The 19,250-nt window shown below is 70.6% G+C and carries 19 protein-coding genes; 9 read left to right on the plus strand and 10 right to left on the minus strand.

Annotation, left to right across the window (positions count from 1 at the left end; translation table 11 throughout):
- Positions 1-657: 657 nt before the first annotated feature.
- The gene (locus Aau02nite_RS41720) at positions 658-858 is read right to left on the minus strand and encodes a DUF397 domain-containing protein (RefSeq protein ID WP_212994206.1); all 201 of its coding nucleotides are present in this window, start codon (positions 856-858) and stop codon (positions 658-660) included.
- Positions 859-1,055: 197 nt separating this feature from the next.
- Here Aau02nite_RS41720 and Aau02nite_RS41725 point away from each other — a divergent pair, with 197 nt between their 5' ends.
- Complete coding sequence (locus Aau02nite_RS41725; protein ID WP_212994207.1) at positions 1,056-1,928, plus strand: helix-turn-helix domain-containing protein; 873 nt, start codon at positions 1,056-1,058, stop codon at positions 1,926-1,928.
- A gap of 5 nt (positions 1,929-1,933) precedes the next feature.
- On the opposite strand, the gene Aau02nite_RS41730 is transcribed toward Aau02nite_RS41725, so the two are convergent.
- Positions 1,934-2,236, minus strand: coding sequence for a DUF6232 family protein (locus Aau02nite_RS41730; protein WP_212994208.1), 303 nt, complete (start codon positions 2,234-2,236; stop codon positions 1,934-1,936).
- Positions 2,237-2,530: 294 nt separating this feature from the next.
- On the opposite strand from Aau02nite_RS41730, the gene Aau02nite_RS41735 reads away from it, so the two are divergent.
- Entirely contained in the window at positions 2,531-3,247 is a 717-nt protein-coding gene (locus tag Aau02nite_RS41735) for a DUF5753 domain-containing protein (protein ID WP_212994209.1), read from the plus strand.
- Here Aau02nite_RS41735 and Aau02nite_RS41740 read toward each other — a convergent pair.
- Genes Aau02nite_RS41740 through Aau02nite_RS41750 form a run of 3 tightly spaced genes read right to left on the minus strand, consistent with a single transcriptional unit; the run spans position 3,244 to position 6,370 of the window.
- Positions 3,244-4,329: an alcohol dehydrogenase catalytic domain-containing protein gene (locus Aau02nite_RS41740; protein ID WP_212994210.1), complete on the minus strand. Its 1,086-nt coding sequence runs from the start codon at positions 4,327-4,329 to the stop codon at positions 3,244-3,246. The two genes, Aau02nite_RS41735 and Aau02nite_RS41740, sit on opposite strands and share 4 nt — an antisense overlap.
- Positions 4,326-5,726, minus strand: coding sequence for an aldehyde dehydrogenase family protein (locus tag Aau02nite_RS41745; RefSeq protein ID WP_212994211.1), 1,401 nt, complete (start codon positions 5,724-5,726; stop codon positions 4,326-4,328). The genes Aau02nite_RS41740 and Aau02nite_RS41745 overlap by 4 nt, the downstream gene beginning before the upstream one ends.
- Positions 5,723-6,370, minus strand: a complete 648-nt coding sequence (locus tag Aau02nite_RS41750; RefSeq protein WP_212994212.1) for a TetR/AcrR family transcriptional regulator — start codon at positions 6,368-6,370, stop codon at positions 5,723-5,725. Before Aau02nite_RS41750 ends, Aau02nite_RS41745 begins: the two co-directional genes overlap by 4 nt.
- Before the next feature lie 54 nt (positions 6,371-6,424).
- On the opposite strand from Aau02nite_RS41750, the gene Aau02nite_RS41755 reads away from it, so the two are divergent.
- Together Aau02nite_RS41755 and Aau02nite_RS41760 are read left to right on the plus strand one after the other, a co-directional pair.
- The gene (locus Aau02nite_RS41755) at positions 6,425-7,597 is read left to right on the plus strand and encodes an acyl-CoA dehydrogenase family protein (RefSeq protein ID WP_212994213.1); all 1,173 of its coding nucleotides are present in this window, start codon (positions 6,425-6,427) and stop codon (positions 7,595-7,597) included.
- Positions 7,594-9,129 carry a long-chain-fatty-acid--CoA ligase gene (locus Aau02nite_RS41760; RefSeq protein ID WP_212994214.1) on the plus strand — a complete coding sequence of 512 codons (1,536 nt, stop codon included), beginning with the start codon at positions 7,594-7,596 and terminating at the stop codon, positions 9,127-9,129. Before Aau02nite_RS41755 ends, Aau02nite_RS41760 begins: the two co-directional genes overlap by 4 nt.
- Here Aau02nite_RS41760 and Aau02nite_RS41765 read toward each other — a convergent pair.
- Entirely contained in the window at positions 9,106-9,540 is a 435-nt protein-coding gene (locus Aau02nite_RS41765) for a (deoxy)nucleoside triphosphate pyrophosphohydrolase (protein ID WP_212994215.1), read from the minus strand. The two genes, Aau02nite_RS41760 and Aau02nite_RS41765, sit on opposite strands and share 24 nt — an antisense overlap.
- A gap of 182 nt (positions 9,541-9,722) precedes the next feature.
- Between Aau02nite_RS41765 and Aau02nite_RS41770 the strand changes: the two genes are divergently transcribed.
- The 4 genes from Aau02nite_RS41770 to Aau02nite_RS41785 all read left to right on the plus strand — a co-directional run bounded on the left by Aau02nite_RS41770 (position 9,723) and on the right by Aau02nite_RS41785 (position 15,161).
- Complete coding sequence (locus Aau02nite_RS41770; RefSeq protein ID WP_212994216.1) at positions 9,723-10,034, plus strand: 4a-hydroxytetrahydrobiopterin dehydratase; 312 nt, start codon at positions 9,723-9,725, stop codon at positions 10,032-10,034.
- Between the two features lie 10 nt (positions 10,035-10,044).
- Positions 10,045-10,407, plus strand: coding sequence for a PH domain-containing protein (locus tag Aau02nite_RS41775; RefSeq protein ID WP_212994217.1), 363 nt, complete (start codon positions 10,045-10,047; stop codon positions 10,405-10,407).
- 249 nt (positions 10,408-10,656) lie between these two features.
- A complete protein-coding gene (locus Aau02nite_RS41780; protein WP_212994218.1) occupies positions 10,657-13,458 on the plus strand; it encodes a PQQ-dependent sugar dehydrogenase in 2,802 nt (933 codons plus the stop codon).
- A complete protein-coding gene (locus Aau02nite_RS41785) occupies positions 13,455-15,161 on the plus strand; it encodes a ThuA domain-containing protein (RefSeq protein WP_212994219.1) in 1,707 nt (568 codons plus the stop codon). The genes Aau02nite_RS41780 and Aau02nite_RS41785 overlap by 4 nt, the downstream gene beginning before the upstream one ends.
- Before the next feature lie 33 nt (positions 15,162-15,194).
- On the opposite strand, the gene Aau02nite_RS41790 is transcribed toward Aau02nite_RS41785, so the two are convergent.
- The 4 genes from Aau02nite_RS41790 to Aau02nite_RS41805 are packed head-to-tail and all read right to left on the minus strand — an operon-like array spanning position 15,195 to position 18,535.
- Positions 15,195-15,932, minus strand: a complete 738-nt coding sequence (locus Aau02nite_RS41790) for a Type 1 glutamine amidotransferase-like domain-containing protein (RefSeq protein WP_212994220.1) — start codon at positions 15,930-15,932, stop codon at positions 15,195-15,197.
- Positions 15,929-16,771 (minus strand): nucleotidyltransferase domain-containing protein, encoded by an 843-nt coding sequence (locus tag Aau02nite_RS41795; protein ID WP_212994221.1) that lies wholly within the window; start codon positions 16,769-16,771, stop codon positions 15,929-15,931. The genes Aau02nite_RS41790 and Aau02nite_RS41795 overlap by 4 nt, the downstream gene beginning before the upstream one ends.
- On the minus strand, positions 16,749-17,537 hold the full coding sequence (locus Aau02nite_RS41800) for a class I SAM-dependent methyltransferase (RefSeq protein ID WP_212994222.1): 789 nt from the start codon (positions 17,535-17,537) through the stop codon (positions 16,749-16,751). The genes Aau02nite_RS41795 and Aau02nite_RS41800 overlap by 23 nt, the downstream gene beginning before the upstream one ends.
- A gap of 41 nt (positions 17,538-17,578) precedes the next feature.
- A complete protein-coding gene (locus tag Aau02nite_RS41805) occupies positions 17,579-18,535 on the minus strand; it encodes a G5 domain-containing protein (RefSeq protein ID WP_212994223.1) in 957 nt (318 codons plus the stop codon).
- A 246-nt stretch (positions 18,536-18,781) separates the two neighbouring features.
- Between Aau02nite_RS41805 and Aau02nite_RS41810 the strand changes: the two genes are divergently transcribed.
- Positions 18,782-19,240: a lamin tail domain-containing protein gene (locus tag Aau02nite_RS41810; RefSeq protein ID WP_212994224.1), complete on the plus strand. Its 459-nt coding sequence runs from the start codon at positions 18,782-18,784 to the stop codon at positions 19,238-19,240.
- The last annotated feature ends 10 nt before the right edge of the window (positions 19,241-19,250 follow it).

Below are 19,250 nucleotides of genomic sequence, written 5' to 3' on the forward strand. Positions count from 1 at the left end.
CAGCCCGGCCGACCCCCACTGCCCGGCCCTCCGCGACCTCGCGCCCCGACCGCAGCCCGGCCGGCTCACTGAATGGCCTTCCGATGAAGTCGCGCACGACGGTATACAGGGGACCCTTGCCGCCGTTGCGGCGCTTCCGCCGACCATCGAGCCCAGGCGGCCGTCCACGCGAGCCCACGCAGCAGTCGGCCGGCCACGCGCGATCGCGCAGCATCGAGCCGATCGGCGCGATCCCGCCTCACCCGACCTGCACTGGCGATGTCCACACCGGGCTCTCGCTCGACCGGTGCGCGGGTGGGACTCACCCGCCGTCACCTTGGGAATTTCGCGGCGCTCTGCGGCGCCCAGGCCGACCTTCGCGCTTGGCCGCGTCCGCCCGGCGGCGTGGCAGCCACCACTCACATCTCGCGGCGTCGCGGCCACCACTCACGTCGGCGGCGGAGATCTCGTCCTCGACGCGGGCGAGGCAGACCAGCCAGACAGCCCGCGGGGTTCCTGCCATCACCCACATCCCGCGGGGTCCCGGCCACCACTAACCCCGGCAGCCTCGGGCCGAGGGCCCGGGGTACCCCAGCCATAGCGGCCCCGGCCAGCACAAAACCCCGACCCGCGCCGCTTCGAGCAAGGCTCGACGACGCAGGCCGCATCAGCCACCGATCAGCCGAGGTCGAATTCCTCCCCGCGTACCCCGCGCAGGAAGTCCTGGAAGGTCTCGCGGCTGAAGGACAGCACCGCCCCCTCCGGGTTCTTGGAGTCGCGGAGATGGATCGCCTGCGGGCCGGCGCTCACTTCGACACAGTTGCCGCTCGAGCTGCGCTTGCTCTTGCGCCACTGATGGACCTCGTCGGGCGTGTTCATCCGGCCTCCAGCTATATAAAGACGCCGGGCGCGCTAGGCGCCCTGGCTGATAAGTCAATATTTTACGTTTCGTCCCCATCTGACCCGGAACGAACGCCAGCAAAACAGGATGCTAGACCATGCTGGTGCAAGCGTCCAGTTGCAAATTGCACTAGGGTGGAGGCGTTCCTCGATTGCCGACGTCACCGGAGTTGATCATGACCGAGCCGGTCGGCCCAGCCATCGCGCGCCTGCGGCTGCACACCTATCTGCGGGAGCGCCGGGAGGCACAGGGGCACACCGCTTCGGCTGTGGCCCGCAAGATGCGGTGGTCGCAGAGCAAGCTCAACCGCATCGAGAACGGTGTCGTCACGATCCAGCCGATCGAGGTCAAAGCTCTCCTCGAGTTCTACGACGTGCAGGATCCGGCCGAGGTCGAGCGGCTCATGGACCTCTCCGAGATCTCCCGGGAGCGCCGGTGGTGGCGCGAGGAGAAGCTCTCGCAGGAGTTCAAGGACTTCGTCGCCTTCGAGAGCGAGGCCTCCGGCCTGTACGGCTACTTCGCCCTGTTCATCCCCGGCCTGCTGCAGACCCCCGCCTACGCCAAGGCGCTCAGCTCGCCGGTGATCAAGGAGGCGGTCGCCGACTCCACCGGCATGAACCTGACCGAGGTCCGGCGCAAGCGTCAGGAGACCCTGTTCGACCGGCTCGACAGCAGCCGGCCTCCGGTGCTGAACATGGCCGTGGACGAGGCCGTACTCCTGCGCCCGGTCGGCGGGGCCGAGGTGATGGCCGCCCAGTTGGACCACCTGCTCGCCGTCTCCAAGCGACCGAGCGTGCACCTCACCGTGGTCCCGCTCGAGCTGGGTGCCCACGGCGGGCTGGGCGGCACGTTCGAGCTGCTCGAGTTCGCCGGCCGCGAGGACGACGACGTGGTCTTCATCGAGACCCCGGCGGACGACTTCCTGCTCACCGACAAGACCAAGACGGAGACCTTCCGCAAGATCATGGACGATCTGCTCTCCTCCGGACTGTCCGGCGAGCACGCCACCGACGAGATCGCCCGGGCCCGCCGGCGCCTGAAGGTCTGACCGGCTCACGGGAACGGTGAGCGGTTGATCTCCAGGGCCCGGATCAGCGCGCGGCGGACCCGCTCGAACCGGGCCCGGTCGGCGGTGCCGAAGAGGACCACCTCCGCGCCCCGGTGCACGGCGCGGATCTCGCGCCAGCGGGGGCCGCGCCCGGTGTCGAGCACGACGGCGACGTCCGCCAGGTCGGGGATCCGGTAGCGCGCAGCCGGCGTCTGGACGTACCAGCTGGTGACGATGATGTGGCGGTCGGCGTAGTAGACGGCCCAGCCACATCGAGGGGTGCTCGGGGAAGTGCGGTCGATCGACATCTGGGGTCCCCTTACTTCGATCCTGCCTCCGATTGTCCCTGGAAATTTCCGGACAGCAACAGTCTGATCACAAATTTCTAACGGCTAAGCGCTATCTGCAAAATGCACCCACGGTCGACCGCCGGGGGATCATCGCCCGGTTAGAGTCTGGGAGAACGATGAGCGCGCCGATTCGGCTTCGTCGTTTATCGTGAGGACACAGTCGAGAAACTGAACTTCCCTTCAGGAGGGAGCGGCTCCCATCCAGCTCAGGACGACGGCGTAGTCGGACCTCACCCGTGGAAGAGGCTCGTCATGTCAGAACCCACCGGACCGGCACCCGCGCGCGATCGGCTCCTGGCCCCGCTGCGCGAGCTGCGAGATTCTCTGAGGCTGTCGTCCGATCACCGGCATCGGGACAGCGACTGGTGGGCGCTCCACCGGTTCACCCCTGAATATCCCCGTTTCCTCGAGCACGAGTACCGAGCCGCCCGGATCGGCGTGTGCCAGCCGCTGGTCGTGCCCGGCATCCTGCAGACGCCCGCGTACGCCCGGGCGGCCACCGCCGCCATCACCGGCCGGGCCCCCGACGATCCCGCCACTCTGGCCCGCGTCGAGGTACGCCTGGGCCGCCGGTACGACCTGCTCGACCGGATGTCCGGTGTGGACCCACCGCGGCTGACCGTGGTGCTGGACGAGAGTGTCCTGCGCCGGCCGGTCGGTGGCGTCGATGTCCTGCGCGATCAGCTGGCGGACCTGCTCTACCTGGGTGAGCTGACGACGGTGACGCTGATCGTCAAGCCGACCGCGGACGGCGCGCATGCCGGCCTGGGCGGCTACTTCGAGCTCCTGCAGTTCGCCGACGACAGCGCCGAAGTGCTCTTCCTGGAGTCGACCGCGACCGACTCGCTGCTGACCGGCGCGGAGGCGGCCAGGCCGTACAGCGACTGCCTCGACCGGCTGCTGTCCGGCACCGACGGCAACGCCGCGGCCCTGACCACCATCCGGGAGATCCTCGGCGACCTGGCCTAGAAGACCACGACCGAACGGGCTCCCTCGCCCCGGGCCATCCGGTCGAAGGCCGCCGGTACGGCCGCGAGCGCGATCCGGTCGGTGATCAGGTGGTCCAGCTTCAGCGCGCCCGAGAGCACGTCCTGCGCCAGCGCCGGCACCTCGAGGTCCGGGTCCGACGAGCCGTAGACCGAGGCCCGCAGCGTACGGGCGCTGGAGAAGATGTCCAGGGCGCTCAGTTCCACCATGTCGTCCGCCCGGCCCATGCCGACCACCGTCACCTGGCCACCGCGGCGGGTCGCCCGCCACGCCGCCCGGATGGTCGCCGCCCGGCCCACGCACTCGAAGGCGTGGTCGGCGCCGAGCCGGTCCGTGCGCGACCGGATGTCCTTGGAGAGGTTCTCCGAGGAGACCACGAAGTCGGTCGCCCCCGCGGCTTCGGCCAGCGCCTTCTTGGCCTCCGACACGTCCACCGCGATGACCGTCGCGGCACCGGCGGCCCGGGCCGCCGCGACCACCGACAGACCCACCCCGCCGAGGCCGATCACCACGACCGAATCACCTTCGGCGACCCGCGCGGTGTTGCGCACCGCGCCGGTGCCGGTCAGCACCGCGCAGCCCAGCAGGGCAGCGCTTTCCCAGGCCAGTTCGTCCGGTACGGGGATGACCGCCTTCTCCGGCACCACGACCTGCTCGGCGAACGCGCCCAGCCCCAGCGTCACGTGCACCGGCGCGCCGTCGAGCGTGCTGCCGTTCTCCAGCGCCGCGATGTTCGCCGTGGAGCACAGCCACGGCTCCCCGTGGGTGCAGAACCAGCACTCGCGGCAGGGCGGCGACCAGTTCAGCGCCACGTGGCCGCCCTCGCGTACCCGGGTCACCCCGGCGCCGGCCTCCATCACCTCGCCGGCGGCCTCGTGCCCGAGGACCAGCGGGTGCGGCGGGCTCAGCGTGCCGTTCACCATGGACAGGTCGGAGTGGCACACGCCGGCCGCGCGTACGCGGATGCGGACCTGGCCGGGACCGACCTCGGGCAGGCGCAGCTCCTCGACCGCGGGAGCCGTGCCGGCCGCCCGGACGACCAGGGCCTTGATGTATGGGGTCACCGCTGAATCGCTTTCGTCTGCTGGAACTCGCTGAGGCCGTACGCGCCGAGCTCGCGCCCGATGCCGGACTGCTTGTAGCCGCCGAAGGGGGCGACCGGGTTGAACGAGCCGCCGTTCACGTCGACCGCGCCCGTCCGCATCCGGCGGGCCACGGCCAGCGCCCGGTCCGGCGAGCCCCAGACGCCACCGGCCAGACCGTACTTCGAGTTGTTGGCGATCTCCACCGCGTGGTCGTCGTCGTCGAACGGGATGATCGACAGGACCGGGCCGAAGACCTCCTCCTGGGCCAGCTCGCTGGCCGGGTCGACGTCCGCGAAGACGGTCGGCGCGACGAAGTAGCCCTTGTCCGGGACTGCGGCGTCGCCGGCCACCTGCCGCGCGCCGGCGCGGGCGATGAAGCCCCTCACCCGTTCGCGCTGGGCCGCGGACACCAGCGGCCCGAGCCGGGTGCCCTCGTCGAACGGGTCACCGGTGGTGTACGCCGACGCGGCCGCCGCGGCGAGCTCGACCGCGGTGTCGTAGTGGCTGCGGTGCACCAGCATCCGGGTCCACGCCGTGCAGGTCTGGCCGGAGTTGAGGAAGGCGTTGCCCACCCCCACCTTGACCGCCTTGGTGAGGTCGGCATCATCGAGGATCACGTTGGCCGACTTGCCACCGAGCTCCAGGGCGACCCGGGCGATCCGGTCGGCCGCGGCGTGCGTGATCGCCCGCCCGGTGGCCGTCGAGCCGGTGAACGACACCATGTCCACGTCCGGGTGCCCGGCGATCGCCGCACCCACCACCGGCCCGGTGCCGGGCACCAGGTTGAGCACGCCCGGCGGCAGCCCGGCCTCGTCGGCCGCGTCGATCAGCAGGTACGCCACCAGCGGCGTCAGCTCACTGGGCTTGAGCACCACTGTGCAGCCGGCGGCCAGCGCGGCGGACACCTTGGCCACGACCTGGTGCAACGGGTAGTTCCACGGGGTGATCGCCCCGACCACTCCGACCGGCTCGTGCACGATCAGGGAGTTGCCGATCGTCTCCTCCGGCACCGGCTGGACGGCCAGGTCGGCGTACCCCCGGAGGACCGCGAGCGGCAGTCCTGCCTGGACCGCCTTCGCGACCTTGAGCGGCGTGCCCAGCTCGAGCCCGACGGTGCGGGCGATGTCGCCCGCGCGGGCGGCGAGCGCCTCGTGCAGCTTGCCCAGCACGGCACCGCGCTCGGCCATCGGCGTGTCGGCCCAGCCGGGGAAGGCCGCCCGGGCCGCCGCGACAGCCCGGTCCACGTCCTCGGCGGTGCCGGCGGGCACGTGACCGAGGATCTCCTCGGTCGCCGGGTTCTCCACCGGGATGGTCTCGGAGCCGGACGAGGCCGTCCAGGCCCCGCCGAGGTAGATCCGGTCGCGGGAGAGGGTCATGTCAGGCTCCCTTTCAGCGGGTCCAGTCGCGCCTTGAGCGCGTCCAGGCCGGTCAGGACGGTTTCCAGGCCGAGAGCGAACGCGCCTTCGTCGACGCTGCGCCGGTGTTCGGCCAGCAGGTGGGCGTCGCGCAGGTGCGGGTAGCGCTCGGCGTACAGCTGGGGGTCCTCGTCGAAGCCTAGGGCGAACGAGCCCAGGGCCGCACCGGTGACCAGATAACGCATGACCGCGCCGATGTGGGTGGCCCGGGCCGGCGGCCAGCCGGCGGCGATGAGACCGCCGTAGACCGTGTCGGCCATGGCCAGCGCGGCGGGCCGGCGGCCGGGTCCGTGGGCCAGGACGGGCACGATGTTCGGGTGCGCGGAGAGCTCCGCGTGGTACGAGTACGCCCAGAGCCGGAGCGCCTCCCGCCAGTCGTGGCTGCCGAAGAAGGAGACGTCCACCCGGGCCACCACCGCGTCGGCGACCGCGTCCAGGATCTCGGCCTTGGTCGGGAAGTGGTTGTAGAGCGACGGGCCGGCCACGCCCAGCTCGGTGGCGAGCCGGCGCACGGAGACGGCCTCGAGTCCTTCGGCGTCGACCAGCTGGCCGGCCACCTCGACGATCCGCTCGCGGCTGAGCAGGGTGTGCCGGGGGCGGGCCATTTAACGCTCCTGAAACTCTGGACGGCACAAAACTTACACCGCTAGTTTTAGCACGTGGACTTTCAACTCAGCGACGAGGAGCGGGCCGTTCGCGACACCGCCCGCCAATTCATCACCCGCGAGGTCATGCCGCTCGAGCAGGAAGCTCTGCGGCGCGAGCGCAACCATCAACCCGGGCTGGACCGCAGCGAGCTGCGCGAGTTGCAGCTCAAAGCCAAGAAGTTCGGCTTCTGGGGCCTGTCGACCCCCGAGGAGTACGGCGGCATGGACCTCCCCGCGGTCCTGCAGTCGCTGATCTGGACCGAGGTCGGCCGCACGTTCGTGCAGTTCAAGTTCGGCGGCGAGGCCGACAACATCCTGTATTACGCCAACGACGCGCAAAAGGCCGAGTACCTGGTGCCGACCATCGAGGGCGACCGGATCTCCTGCTTCGCGATCACCGAGCCGGGCGCCGGCTCGGACGCGGCCAACATCAAGCTCAGCGCCCGCCAGGACGGTGACGACTGGGTTCTCAACGGCGAGAAGACGTTCATCACCAACGGCAACGACGCGGACTTCGTCATCGTCGTGGCGGTCACCGACAAGGAGAAGGGCGTACGCGGCGGCGGCACGACCGCCTTCCTGGTCGACCGGGACATGGGCTGGCGCTCGGAGTTCATCCAGACCATGGGCGAGGGCGGCCCGGCCGCGCTGATCTTCGACAACGTCCGGGTGCCCGCGCGCAACATCCTCGGTGAGATCGGCCAGGGTTTCGAACTGGGCATGAAGTGGATCGGCAAGGGTCGCTACCTGATCCCGTCGAACGCGGTGGGCATCGCCGAGCGGGCCCTGGGCATGGCGATCGAGTACGCCAACACCCGCGAGACCTTCGGCCGCACGATCGGCTCCAACCAGGCCATCCAGTGGATGATCGCCGACTCCGAGGTCGAGCTGGAGGCGGCCCGCTGGCTGATCCTCAAGGCCGCCTGGACGGTGGACCAGGGCTGGGACCCCCGGCACGCGTCCTCAATGGCCAAGCTCTACGGCGCCAACATGGTCAACAACGTGGTGGACCGGGTCATGCAGATCCACGGCGGCATGGGCTACACCCGCGAGCTGCCGATCGAGCGCTGGTACCGCCAGGTCCGGCTGATGCGGATCTACGAGGGCACCGACGAGATGCAGCGCCTGATCATCTCCCGCGGCCTGCTGCGCGGCTACACCAAGATCGGAGGGCACCTCGCATGACGATGTTGTCGCTGGCCGCTGTGCTGGCGGAGGCCGCCCGGCGGTATCCGGAGAAGGTCGCGATCGTGGACCACGCCGAGCGGGTCAGCTACCGCGACCTGTGGCAGCAGTCCCTGGCGTACGCGGCCGGGCTGCGCGAGCTGGGCATCGGGCCGGGCGACACGGTGGCCGTGCTCGTCCCCAACGTGGCCGACTTCCCCCGGGCGTACTACGGCGCGCTGGCGGTGGGCGCGCGGATCGTCCCGGTCCACCTGCTGCTCACCCCGGACGAGATGGCGTACGTCCTGCGCGACAGCCGGGCGGACCTGCTCGTGGCGCACTCGAGCCAGCTGAAGACCGCGATGGCCGCCGCGAGCATCTCCGGCACCCGGCTGGCCAGCGTCGGCCCGATGCCGCCGGGTGTGCCCGAGGCCCCGCCGCGACTGGAGGAGGTGTCGGCCGCGGTTCCCGCGCTGCCCACGTACGTGAGCCGCGAGGCCGAGGACGTGGCGGTGGTCTTCTACACCAGCGGCACCACCGGAGAGCCCAAGGGCGCCCTGCTGACCCACCTCAACCTGGTCATGAACGCGACCGTCAACGTGTTCGACGCCAACGAGGTCCGGGCCGACGACGTGGTCCTGGGCTGCCTGCCGCTGTTCCACACCTTCGGCCAGACCGTCGGCATGAACGGCACGTTCCGGCTCGGCGGGACGCTGGTGCTGCTCGCCCGCTTCACCGGCGAGGCCGCGATCGACCTGATGGTCCGGGAGGGGGTGACCATCTTCCACGGCGTGCCGACGATGTACATCGGCCTGCTGGAAGCGGCGGCGAAGGCCGACAAGTTGCCGGAGCTGCGAATCTGCGTGTCGGGCGGGGCGTCACTGCCGGTGGCGGTGCTGGAGCGCTTCAGCGAGACCTTCCACTCGACGGTGTTCGAGGGCTACGGGCTGTCCGAGACCTCACCCACGGCGACCACCAACCAGCCGGCGTTCGGCACCCGGGCCGGCACCATCGGGCACCCGATCTGGGGCGTCGAGGTGGAGATCGCCCGCGCGGAGATCGACGAGCGCATCGAGCTGCTGCCCACCGGCGAGCTCGGGGAGATCGTGATCCGCGGTCACAACGTCTTCGCCGGCTACCTGAACCGGCCCGAGGCGACCGCCGAGGCGGTGGTCGACGGCTGGTTCCGCAGCGGTGACCTGGGCACCAAGGACGCCGACGGCTTCATCACGATCGTCGACCGCAAGAAGGACCTGGTGATCCGGGGCGGCTTCAACGTCTATCCGCGCGAGGTGGAGGAGGCGCTGGCCCGGCACCCGGCCGTCGTGCAGGTCGCGGTCATCGGGGTGCCCGACCCGGTGCACGGCGAGGAGATCTGCGCGGTCGTGGTGCCCGATCCGGGCGGCATCACCGAGCAGGAGCTGATCGACTGGTCCCGGGAGAAGCTGGGCAAACACAAGTACCCGCGGCAGGTCCGCTTCGTGGAGGCGCTGCCGATGGGTCCGAGCTTCAAGGTGCTCAAGCGCGAGCTACGCCGCACCTTCGGCGAGTAGCACCGGCAACTCCGCGACGATCGGCCTGTCCGCCGGCAGCCAGGGCACACTGTCCAGCTCGTCGGCGGACAGCCAGCGCATCGCCGTGTGTTCGAGGGCGCGCGGCTCGTCGCCGTCCAGCAGCGTCACCGTGAAGACGCGCAGGACGGCACGGCCGTGCGCCAGCGGCACGTCCGGCCCCACCCGGGCCCCGACAGCCACCCGGACGCCCAGCTCCTCCGCGCACTCGCGGGCCAGCGCCTGGGCGTCGGTCTCGCCGGGCTCGACCTTGCCGCCCGGGAACTCCCAGCGCCCGGCCACCTCCGGCGGCGCGGAGCGCTCACAGGCGAGCACCCGGCCACCCTGCACGATCACTGCCGCGACAATCACCCTCGGTGACGGACGGCCGTTGACGTGGCGTTCATGGGACATGAGCCAAGAGCGTGCCACAAAACTTAACCGATCAGGTTGAACGATGCGTCCCGATCGTCACGAGAACACGGATATGTGGGCGTGGACATAGTTGACGGCGAAGACAAGACTGTGGGCACCGACCATGACGACACGGCGACAGTTTGGCCACAAGCCGGCAACGACGCCAGGGAGGTGCGGCCATGCGGGGCAGGAAACTACGGGGTACCCGCTCCGACTACTTGAGCGACGCGCTCGCGGTGCTCGGTGGGTGGACCCAGGACGGGGTCCAGCTCAAGCGCGTGCTCGCCTGTGACGACAGCCAGCATGCCGCGCTGACCGAGCGGATCAAGGTCGCCGCCGACACGCTGCGCCTTCGGCCCAGCATCCGGCGCATGGACGGTCACACGCAGATCCTGCTGGGCGCGTCCGACGGCGAGACCATCACCGACGGTGAGGTCACCCTCGCGGCCCGGATCGAGGACGCGTACCGCACAGTGGTGGGACCTCAGTAACCTCGGGATCATGACGGCGCCGATTTACGACAGCAAGGGCCAGCTGCAGCAGATCCAGAGCGGCCTGCTCGAGGGTGAACAGATCATCGCGGTGTACGACGCGGTCGGCGCCGGCACCGGCTTCATCGGGCTCACCACCCGCCGGGTGATCATCCAGGACAAGAGCTTCGTCGGGAAACGCGTCGCCATCACCAGCATCCCGTACGCCAAGGTCAGCAGCGTCAGCGTGGTCAGCAACAAGAGCTGGGCCGGGCAGTTCTTCTCCACCGGCACCATCGCGATCAGCGTGGGCACACACACCTACGAGGTGGAGTTCCGCGGCTCGGACAAGACTCAGCACGTGCACAACGTGATCCTGCACTACGCGTCCTGACGCGTTCTTCCAGCGCCGAGGTGCGCCGCCCACGTCGGGCGGCGCACCTTTTTGTTGTTATTGACGAAAGTCCATGCCGTTGCGTCAAAAGTATGGACAGCCAAGCGAGAAGTTACTAACGTTTGCTCACTGTTACATGCCGGTAACAAGCGACGTGGCCATTCCCCGGGCCACGCCGCCGTTGCCCACACCTGGCAATTCCCCTACGTCAGGAAGGGACGCTCACCCATGTCCCCAAGACATCGATACATGCCAAGGTTTGGATACGGGGCCGCAGCGGCACTGCTCGTCGCCGCCACTCTGGTCGCCACCCCCGCGCCCGCCGCGGCCCACGACATCAACCCCGCCGACTTCCAGCAGGTCACCCTGGCCAAGGGCGTCGCCGAGGTGGGCGAGCCGATGACCATCGCGGTGCTGCCCGACTCCTCCGTGCTGCACACCGCCCGCAACGGCACGCTGCGGCGTACCGACAAGAACGGCACCACTACTGTCGTCGGCACCCTGGCCGTCTACAGCCATGACGAGGAAGGGTTGCAGGGCGTCGGGGTCGACCCGGGCTTCGCCACCAACCGGCAGATCTACCTGTACTACGCGCCGCCGCTGAGCACCCCGGCCGGGGACGCTCCGGCCAGCGGCTCGGACTTCTCCGCCTGGAACGGCGTCAACCGGCTCTCCCGTTACACGCTCAACGCCGACTTCACGCTCAACACCGCGAGCAAGGTCGACGTGCTGGACGTGCCGGCGAGCCGTGGCCTGTGCTGCCACGTCGGCGGGGACATCGACTTCGACGCGGCCGGCAACCTCTATCTGTCCACCGGGGACGACAGCAACCCGTTCGAATCCGCCGGCTACTCGCCGCTGGACGAGCGCACCAACCGCAACCCCGGCTACGACGCGCAGCGCAGCGCCGGCAACACCAACGACCTGCGCGGCAAGGTGCTGCGGATCAAGGTGAACGCGAACGGGACGTACAGCATCCCGGCCGGCAACCTGTTCGCGCCGGGCACCGCGAACACCCGTCCCGAGATCTACGCCATGGGCTTCCGCAACCCGTTCCGGATGAGCGTGGACAAGGCCACCGGCATCGTCTACCTCGGCGACTACGGTCCGGACGCCGGCTCCTCCGACCCCAACCGCGGGCCCAGCGGCCAGGTCGAGTTCAACCGGATCACCAGCCCGGGCAACTACGGCTGGCCGTACTGCACCGGCAACAACACCAGCGCCGAGACCTACAACGAGTGGAACTTCGCCAACGGCACCACGGGCGCGAAGTACGACTGCGCCGGCGGGCCGACGAACAACTCGTTCCGCAACACCGGCCAGAGCAAGCTGCCCCCGGCCCGGGCGGCCTGGATCCGGTACGCGGGCGACGCCGGTACCCCGCCCGAGTTCGGCGGCGGCTCGGAGTCCCCGATGGCCGGTCCGGTCTACCGCTACAACGCGAACCTGAACTCCCCCACCAAGTTCCCCGCCGCGCTGGACGGCCACTTCTTCGCCGGTGAGCTCGGCCGCGGCTGGATCAAGCCGATCCACGTCGGCACGGACGGCTCGGTGGGCGAGATCTCGGCGTTCCCGTGGGTCGGCAAACAGGTGATGGACATGGCGTTCGGGCCGGAGGGTTCGCTGTACGTCCTGGACTACGGCACCGGATACTTCAACGGTGACGTCAACTCGGCGCTGTACCGCTTCGACTACCTGGCCGGCTCGAACCGGGCACCGACCGCCGTGGCCGGCGCGAACCGGACCTCCGGGCAGGCACCGCTGGCCGTGACGTTCTCCTCGGCCGGATCCTCCGATCCGGAGGGTGGCGCGCTGACCTACTCGTGGAACTTCGGTGACGGCACCACCTCCACCGCGGCCAACCCGACCAAGACGTACACGGCCAACGGGACGTACCAGGTGACGCTCACCGTGCGGGACCCCGCCGGGCTGACCGGCACGGCCAACGTGACCATCGGAGTCGGCAACACCGCGCCCACGGTGACGATCAACAACCCGCCCAGCGGCACGCTCTTCTCGTACGGCGACAGCATCCCGTTCTCGATCACGGTCACCGACCCCGAGGACAGCTCGATCAACTGCGCGAACGTCAAGCTGACCTACGTCCTGGGCCACGACAGCCACGGTCACCAGATCACCTCGAAGAACGGCTGCACCGGCACGATCACCATCCCGGTCGACGGTGAGCACGACTCGGCGGCGAACATCTTCGCGGTCTTCGACGCCGAGTACACCGACGCCGGCGGGCTGACCACGCACACCCAGCACACCCTGCAGCCGCGGCACCGGCAGGCCGAGCACTTCAAGACCTCGTCCGGCGTCGACAAGTTCACCAAGACCCCGGCCGAGGGCGGGCAGACCGTCGGCAACATCAACAACGGGGACTGGATCGCGTTCGAGCCGTACCGGCTCAGCGGGGTCACCTCCTTCACCGCCCGGGCCTCGTCCGGCGGTGTGGGCGGCACGCTGCAACTGCGGACCGGCTCGGCCACCGGCCCGATCGTCGGCTCGGCCACGGTGCCGGTGACCGGCGGCTGGGAGACGTTCGTCAACGTCACCGGTACGGTCTCCGGCGCCCCGAACACCACCGGCCCGCTGTACCTGACCTTCGCGGGTGGCGCGGGCTCGCTGTTCGACCTGGACGCGTTCACACTGAACGGTTCCGCGGCCCGCGCCGGCCCGATCGTCGGGCTGGCGAGCAAGTGCCTCGACGTGGCCGGCGGCGCCACCGCCGACGGCACGAAGATCCAGCTCTACACCTGCAACGGCAGCGCCGCGCAGACCTGGACCGTCGCCGCCGGCAGCACGGTCAAGTCGCTCGGCAAGTGCCTCGATGTCGCCGGTGGCGCCACCGCCAACGGCACCAAGGCGCAGCTCTACACCTGCAACGGCAGCGCGGCCCAGAACTGGGCCGCCAACGCCGACGGCAGCCTGCGCAACCCGCAGTCGGGCAGATGCCTCGACGTCAGTCAGAACAGCTCGGCCGACGGGCAGCAGATCCACATCTGGGACTGCCTGGGCGCCGCCAACCAGAAGTGGGTGTTGCCATGATCGGCAAAGTGTTAGCTGCCCTGCTGTTGATCCCGGCCTCGGTCGCGATCGCCTCACCGGCGGCCGCCGCCGCGGACGACCCCTACGACGTGCTGGTGTTCTCCAAGACCGCCGGCTTCCGGCACGACGCCATCCCGGCCGGCATCCAGGCCATCCGGACTCTGGGCGCGGCCAACAGTTTCTCGGTCACCGCGACCGAGGACGCGGCGGCGTTCACTACGGCCGGGCTGGCCAACTACGAGGCCGTCGTCTTCCTCAACACCACGGGTGACGTGCTCAACGCCACCCAGCAGACCGCCTTCGAGGGCTACATCCGCGGCGGTGGCGGTTACGTCGGCGTGCACGCCGCGGCCGACACCGAGTACGACTGGCCGTTCTACGGTCAGCTGGTCGGCGCGTACTTCGCCTCGCACCCGGCGATCCAGCCGGCCGCCGTGGTGGTCGAGAACCGGGCCCACCCGGCCACGGCGCACCTGCCGCAGCGCTGGAACCGCACCGACGAGTGGTACAACTACCGCACCAACGCCCGGTCCACGGCGCGCGTGCTGGCCACGCTGGACGAGAGCTCGTACTCCGGCGGCGGCATGGGTGCCGACCACCCGCACGTGTGGTGCAAGACCTACGAGGGCGGCCGGTCCATCTACACCGGCGGCGGCCACACCATCGAGTCGTACTCGGACCCGGCCTTCCGGGCCCACCTGCTCGGCGGCATCCGGTACGCGGCCGAGGCGGCCAACGCCGACTGCCGCCCGGAGACGGGTTACACCCCGCTCTACAACGGCTCCACCGCGGGCTGGTCGCAGGCCGGTCCCGGTGCCTTCACCAACACCGACGCGACGCTCACCTCGACCGGTGGGATGGGCCTGTTCTGGTACAGCCAGAAGCAGTTCACCAACTACTCGCTGAAGCTGGACTGGAAGCTGGCCGGCGACGACAACACGGGCGTCTTCCTCGGCTTCCCGCCGTCGAGCGACCCGTGGTCAGCAGTGAACAACGGCTACGAGGTGCAGATCGACGCGACCGACGCCGCCGACCGCACCACCGGCGCGGTCTACACGTTCAAGTCGGCCGACCTGGCGGCCCGCGACGCCGCGCTCAACCCGCCGGGCGAGTGGAACACCTACGAGTTGCTCGTCGAGGGCGAGCGGCTGCAGGTCTTCCTGAACGGCACGAGGATCAACGACTTCACCAACACCGACCCGGTGCGCTCGCTGGCCGGACACATCGGACTGCAGAACCACGGTGACGGTGACGACGCCTCCTTCCGCAACGTACGGATCAAGGAGCTCGGTGGCACCCCGCCGCCCCCCACCGGCACCGGCACCGGCCCGATCGTCGGGCTGGCCGGCAAGTGCCTCGACGTGGCCGGCGGCGGCACCGCCGACGGCACCAAGATCCAGCTCTACACCTGCAACAACAGCAACGCGCAGAAGTGGACCGTGACCGCCGACGGGCCGGTGAAGGCCCAGGGCAAGTGCCTCGACGTCGCCGGTGGCGCCACGGCCAACGGCACCAAGGCCCAGCTCTGGACCTGCAACGGCTCCGGCGCGCAGGTCTGGTCGGCTCGACCCGATCAGACTCTGCGCAACCCGCAGTCGGGCCGGTGCCTCGACGTGAGCCAGAACAGCTCCGCCAACGGCCAGCAGATCCACATCTGGGACTGCCTGGGCGCGGCCAATCAGAAGTGGGCGCTGCCTCAGTAGCGAATTTGCATGGGTTTTCCGCCGCGGGTCGGCTCAGTAGTCCAGGACGCGGGTGGGCAGCGGCGTCTCGGTCACCGAGCCGTCCGCTGCCCGCTTGAGCTCGTACCCCCGCGGGCCCGGCTTGTCGGCCACGACCTCCGCCAGCCGGGTGCCGCGGTAGACCAGCCCGGCCCCGTCGTCGGTCGCGTAACCGTCGCCCAGGGTGCCGTCGCCGATGAGCTTGTGCATCATCGGCCGGCGCTGCTCCTCGCCGTCGTAGTGCACCCCGTTGCTGTACGGCAGCCAGCCCAGCCCGTCGGTGAACGCCCGCAGCTCGGGCCCGAAACTGTCGGTGCTGCCGCCCTGGTGCCAGCAGAGCGAACCGGCCGAGACCCCGCCGAGCACCACCCCGGCCTGCCACGCCTCGTGCAGGATCTCCTCCAGCCCGTGCACCCGCCAGACCGCCACGAGGTTCGCCACGCTGCCGCCGTTGACCCAGATCACGTCCTGATCGAGCAGGTGGGCGCGGATGTCGTCGTGGTTGGGCATCGGGAAGAGCTGCAGGTGCGAAGCCCGGTAGCGGGTCTTGGCAAAGGCGGCGTAGGTGGCCCCGATCCAGGCGTCGGGGTCACCGCCGGCCTGGTGCAGGAAGCAGAACTTGGCGGTGTCACCGGCGTTGGCCAGGTCGGCGGCGAAGCGGTGGACGGGGCCGGGACGCATGTCGAAGGTGCCGTACCGGCCGCGGGCGAATCCGGCGCTCGTGGCGAGGATGGTGGGTTGATCGGCGGTCATCGCGACATCATGGCGCACGCATCGGCCGTCTCCAGAACGAGGTCGGCCGCCGCGTCGAGGGCCGCGGTCAGATGCACCGGGTCGCCGTCCACCGCGGTGAAGACAGCGTCGACCTGCTCGCGGAACAGCGGCGGCGCGCCGGGCAGAGCGGCAGCTGCGGCCACTGCCCCCTTCTCGTTGACGAGCCAGCGGCCGGCCGCGCCGTGCAGGGCGTGCGCACAGACCCCGACCAGGCGGAACAGGCAGCCCGCCACGTAGGCGGCGTCACCGCGGGTGACGGCCTTGCGTCCGAGACCGACCAGGAAGTCGGCCTCCCAGAGCCCGGCCACCAGGGCCTCGCGCAACGCCGGCGGGTAGGTCGACATCCGGGAGCGCAGGTCGGCCAGCTCACCGTCCGGGTCGGCCAGGACCACGCCGAGGGCGACCTCTCCCGCGTACGCGAAGTCGGGCACGCCCAGCGGATGGCCGGCCTGGGCGTGGAACGCGTACCGCCCCTGCTGCGCGTCCGCCCAGGCGCCGGCGACCCGGTCGACGTCCCGGTAGATCCAGTCGACGGCCGTGCCGTCCACGGTGAGCCAGCCGCCGCCGTCCACCCACGGTCCCCAGCCGCCGACCGGGGTGACCTGCGCGGCCGGCCCGCCGAAGGTCCGGGCCAGCTCGCCGAGCGCCGGCACGTCGAGCGGCCGGTGGTAGTAGACGCCCAGGTCGGTGTCGGACTCCGGGGTGTGCGTGCCCCGGGCCCGGCTCCCGCCCAGCAGCACCGCGGTCACTCCCGGCACCTCGGTCAGCCGCTGGGCCAGCTCGCCGAGCCGCTCGTCACTCAATGCCACGCCGACCATCCTCGTCCACTCCGGCGGGTTTGCGCGCCTCGATCAGGACGCGCCGGGCGTACGAGACGAACGGGCCCTCGGCCTGGATCCGCTCGTGCACCGCGCGCAGCCGGGGGAGGTACTCGTCGACGCTGAAGCCGGGCACCGTCCAGACGACCTTGCGCAGGAAGTAGGTCACGGCGGCCACGTCGAAGTATTCCGCCCGCAGGCTCTCGGCCCGTACGTCCAGCACGGTCAGGCCCGCGGCCCGCGCGGCGGCCGCCAGTTTCTCCGGGTGTCGCGGATCGGGCGGCGACAGCGGGCCCAGCATGGCCTCGGACAGTTCCCGATTGGTGCCCGCGCCGATCTGCTGGGACAGGAAGGTGCCGCCGGGCCGCAGCACCCGGGCGATCTCATCCCACAGGGTACCGACCGGGTGCCGGCTCACCACCAGGTCGAACACCGCGTCCCGGAACGGGAGGGTGGGGGCGTCGGCCGCTTCCACCACCAGCGCGCCGAGGGGCCGCAGGTGGCGCGCGGCGACCGGCAGGTTCGGACGCCAGGAGTCGGTCGCCACCAGCAGGGCGGGCGGCTCAGGCACGGTGGCGAGGACCTCCCCGCCACCGGTCTGCACGTCCAGCGCCGCGTGCGCGCCCGCCATCCGGTCGGCCACCAGCCGGGCGTAGCCCCAGGACGGCCGCTGCTCGGTGGCCCGCCCGTCGAACCAGGAGAAATCCCAGCCCCCCACCGGTACGGCCACGGCCTCGGCGATCAGCTCCTCGAACGTCGCACGCATCGGGGCAGTGTCCGTCGCCGGGCCCGGACACTGCCAACGATTTACTCCGGCCCGCTCTTGCCGTCCGGCCCGGTCCTCGCGGCCTCGCCGTCCTCGCCCGGACAGGGCAGCGTGAGCTCCAGCTCGTCGATGTCCGAGGGATCGAGCAGGCTCAGGTCGCCGTCGATGATGCTCTCCTGGCGCGGGTCGGACTTGTCGCCGTGGGTGCAGACCGCACCGCGGCCCATCCGCACGCACGAACCGAGCAGGCGGCATTCCCGGTGGCCCCGCCCCCGGTCGTGCCGGTCGAGGCGGTCGTGCCGGCCGTGCCCGCCGCTGTGCTGGCCACCGCCGCCACGCCCCCGGTTGCCGAAGGCCACCACCCGGTCCTGCGGCTCGCGGGTCACCGTCGAGTCGAGCAGCCGCCGGCTCGTCTCCCGGTTGCCGGTGTAGGTGACCTCGTAGCGCAGCAGCCGCTCGCCGGGCACCCCGGCCGTCTTGATCTCCCGGGTGCCGGGCGGCAACGACGGGTCCCGGACCAGCGTGGTGCGGAACGGGATGGCCTCCGTCTCGGAGATCTGCTCGGTGCGCACCTGCGGCGCGGCGGGTGCCCCCGCGGCAGCCGGAGCGGCCCCGGCGGTTCCGGCCGCGGGCGCGCCGGCACCACCACCGGTACGGGGGCGGTCGGGCGAGGTGGCGCGGCGTGGCGAGCGGGTCGCCGTACGGTCCGCCTCGCCCGGCGCCGAGCGGGTCTCGTCGGCCTCCCGCTCGGCCTGGGCATGGCCGAGAGCGCCGTCACCGAGGCCCGTCTCCCCCGCCGCCGACGGGAGCGGCACCTGGGCTGCGGGCAGGTCGACGACCGGCGACTCGCGTCCCACGGCGGTCACGACCCGCGTGTCATTACTGGTCAGGGCGGCGATCCCGCCTGCGGTGCCGGCCACGAGGGCGAGCACCCCGAGCCCGGCAGTGGCCATCCGTACCCCGAATGGCAGCCGCGCCCAGAAGGACTTACGCGGCATTTCGAGTAGATGCTGCCAGGAATCACTAGATGTCTGGTTTAGCACCAAAGCATTGTGCTGCCGCGGCGCCGCCGGACCAGCATCACAGCCGCACCCGAAAGGATGACGCCGAGGCGCCCGACGGCTATCCGACACCACCAAGAGGCGATCGGTTTCGGTCCGCCGCGCCGCACCCGGTGTGCTCCGCACCCCCGCGAAACAGGCAGACAATGCTCCCGACCCGCCCAAGCAACCCCTGGAGGTACGGTGCGCAGAACGGTCAGCATCCTGGCAGCGGCAACACTGGCGCTCGCCGGCACGCTCACGATGAGCGGCCCGGCGTCGGCAGCCACGCCCAGCCTGCGCTTCCACGGCGCCCAGTACGACTCGCCGGGCAAGGACACCCGCAGCAACGCCAGCCTCAACGCCGAGTGGATCTCGCTGGTCAACACCGGCAGCAAGGCGGTCAACCTCAAGGGCTACACCATCCGCGACGCGTCCCGGCACACCTACACGTTCGGCAGCACCACGATCGCGGCCAAGGGCGGCCGGATCTGGGTGAAGACCGGCAAGGGCACCAAGTCGGGCCGCAACGTGTACTGGGGCAGCGGCAACTACGTCTGGAACAACACCGGCGACACCGCGACCCTGCGCAACGCCTCCGGCAAGTCGCTCGACACCTGCTCCTGGAAGTCCAAGGCGAACCGCACCTGGGTCGCCTGCTGAGCCTCGCCCA

This window comes from Actinoplanes auranticolor (genome assembly GCF_018332655.1).
GTDB classification, from domain to species: Bacteria; Actinomycetota; Actinomycetes; order Mycobacteriales; family Micromonosporaceae; genus Actinoplanes; species Actinoplanes auranticolor.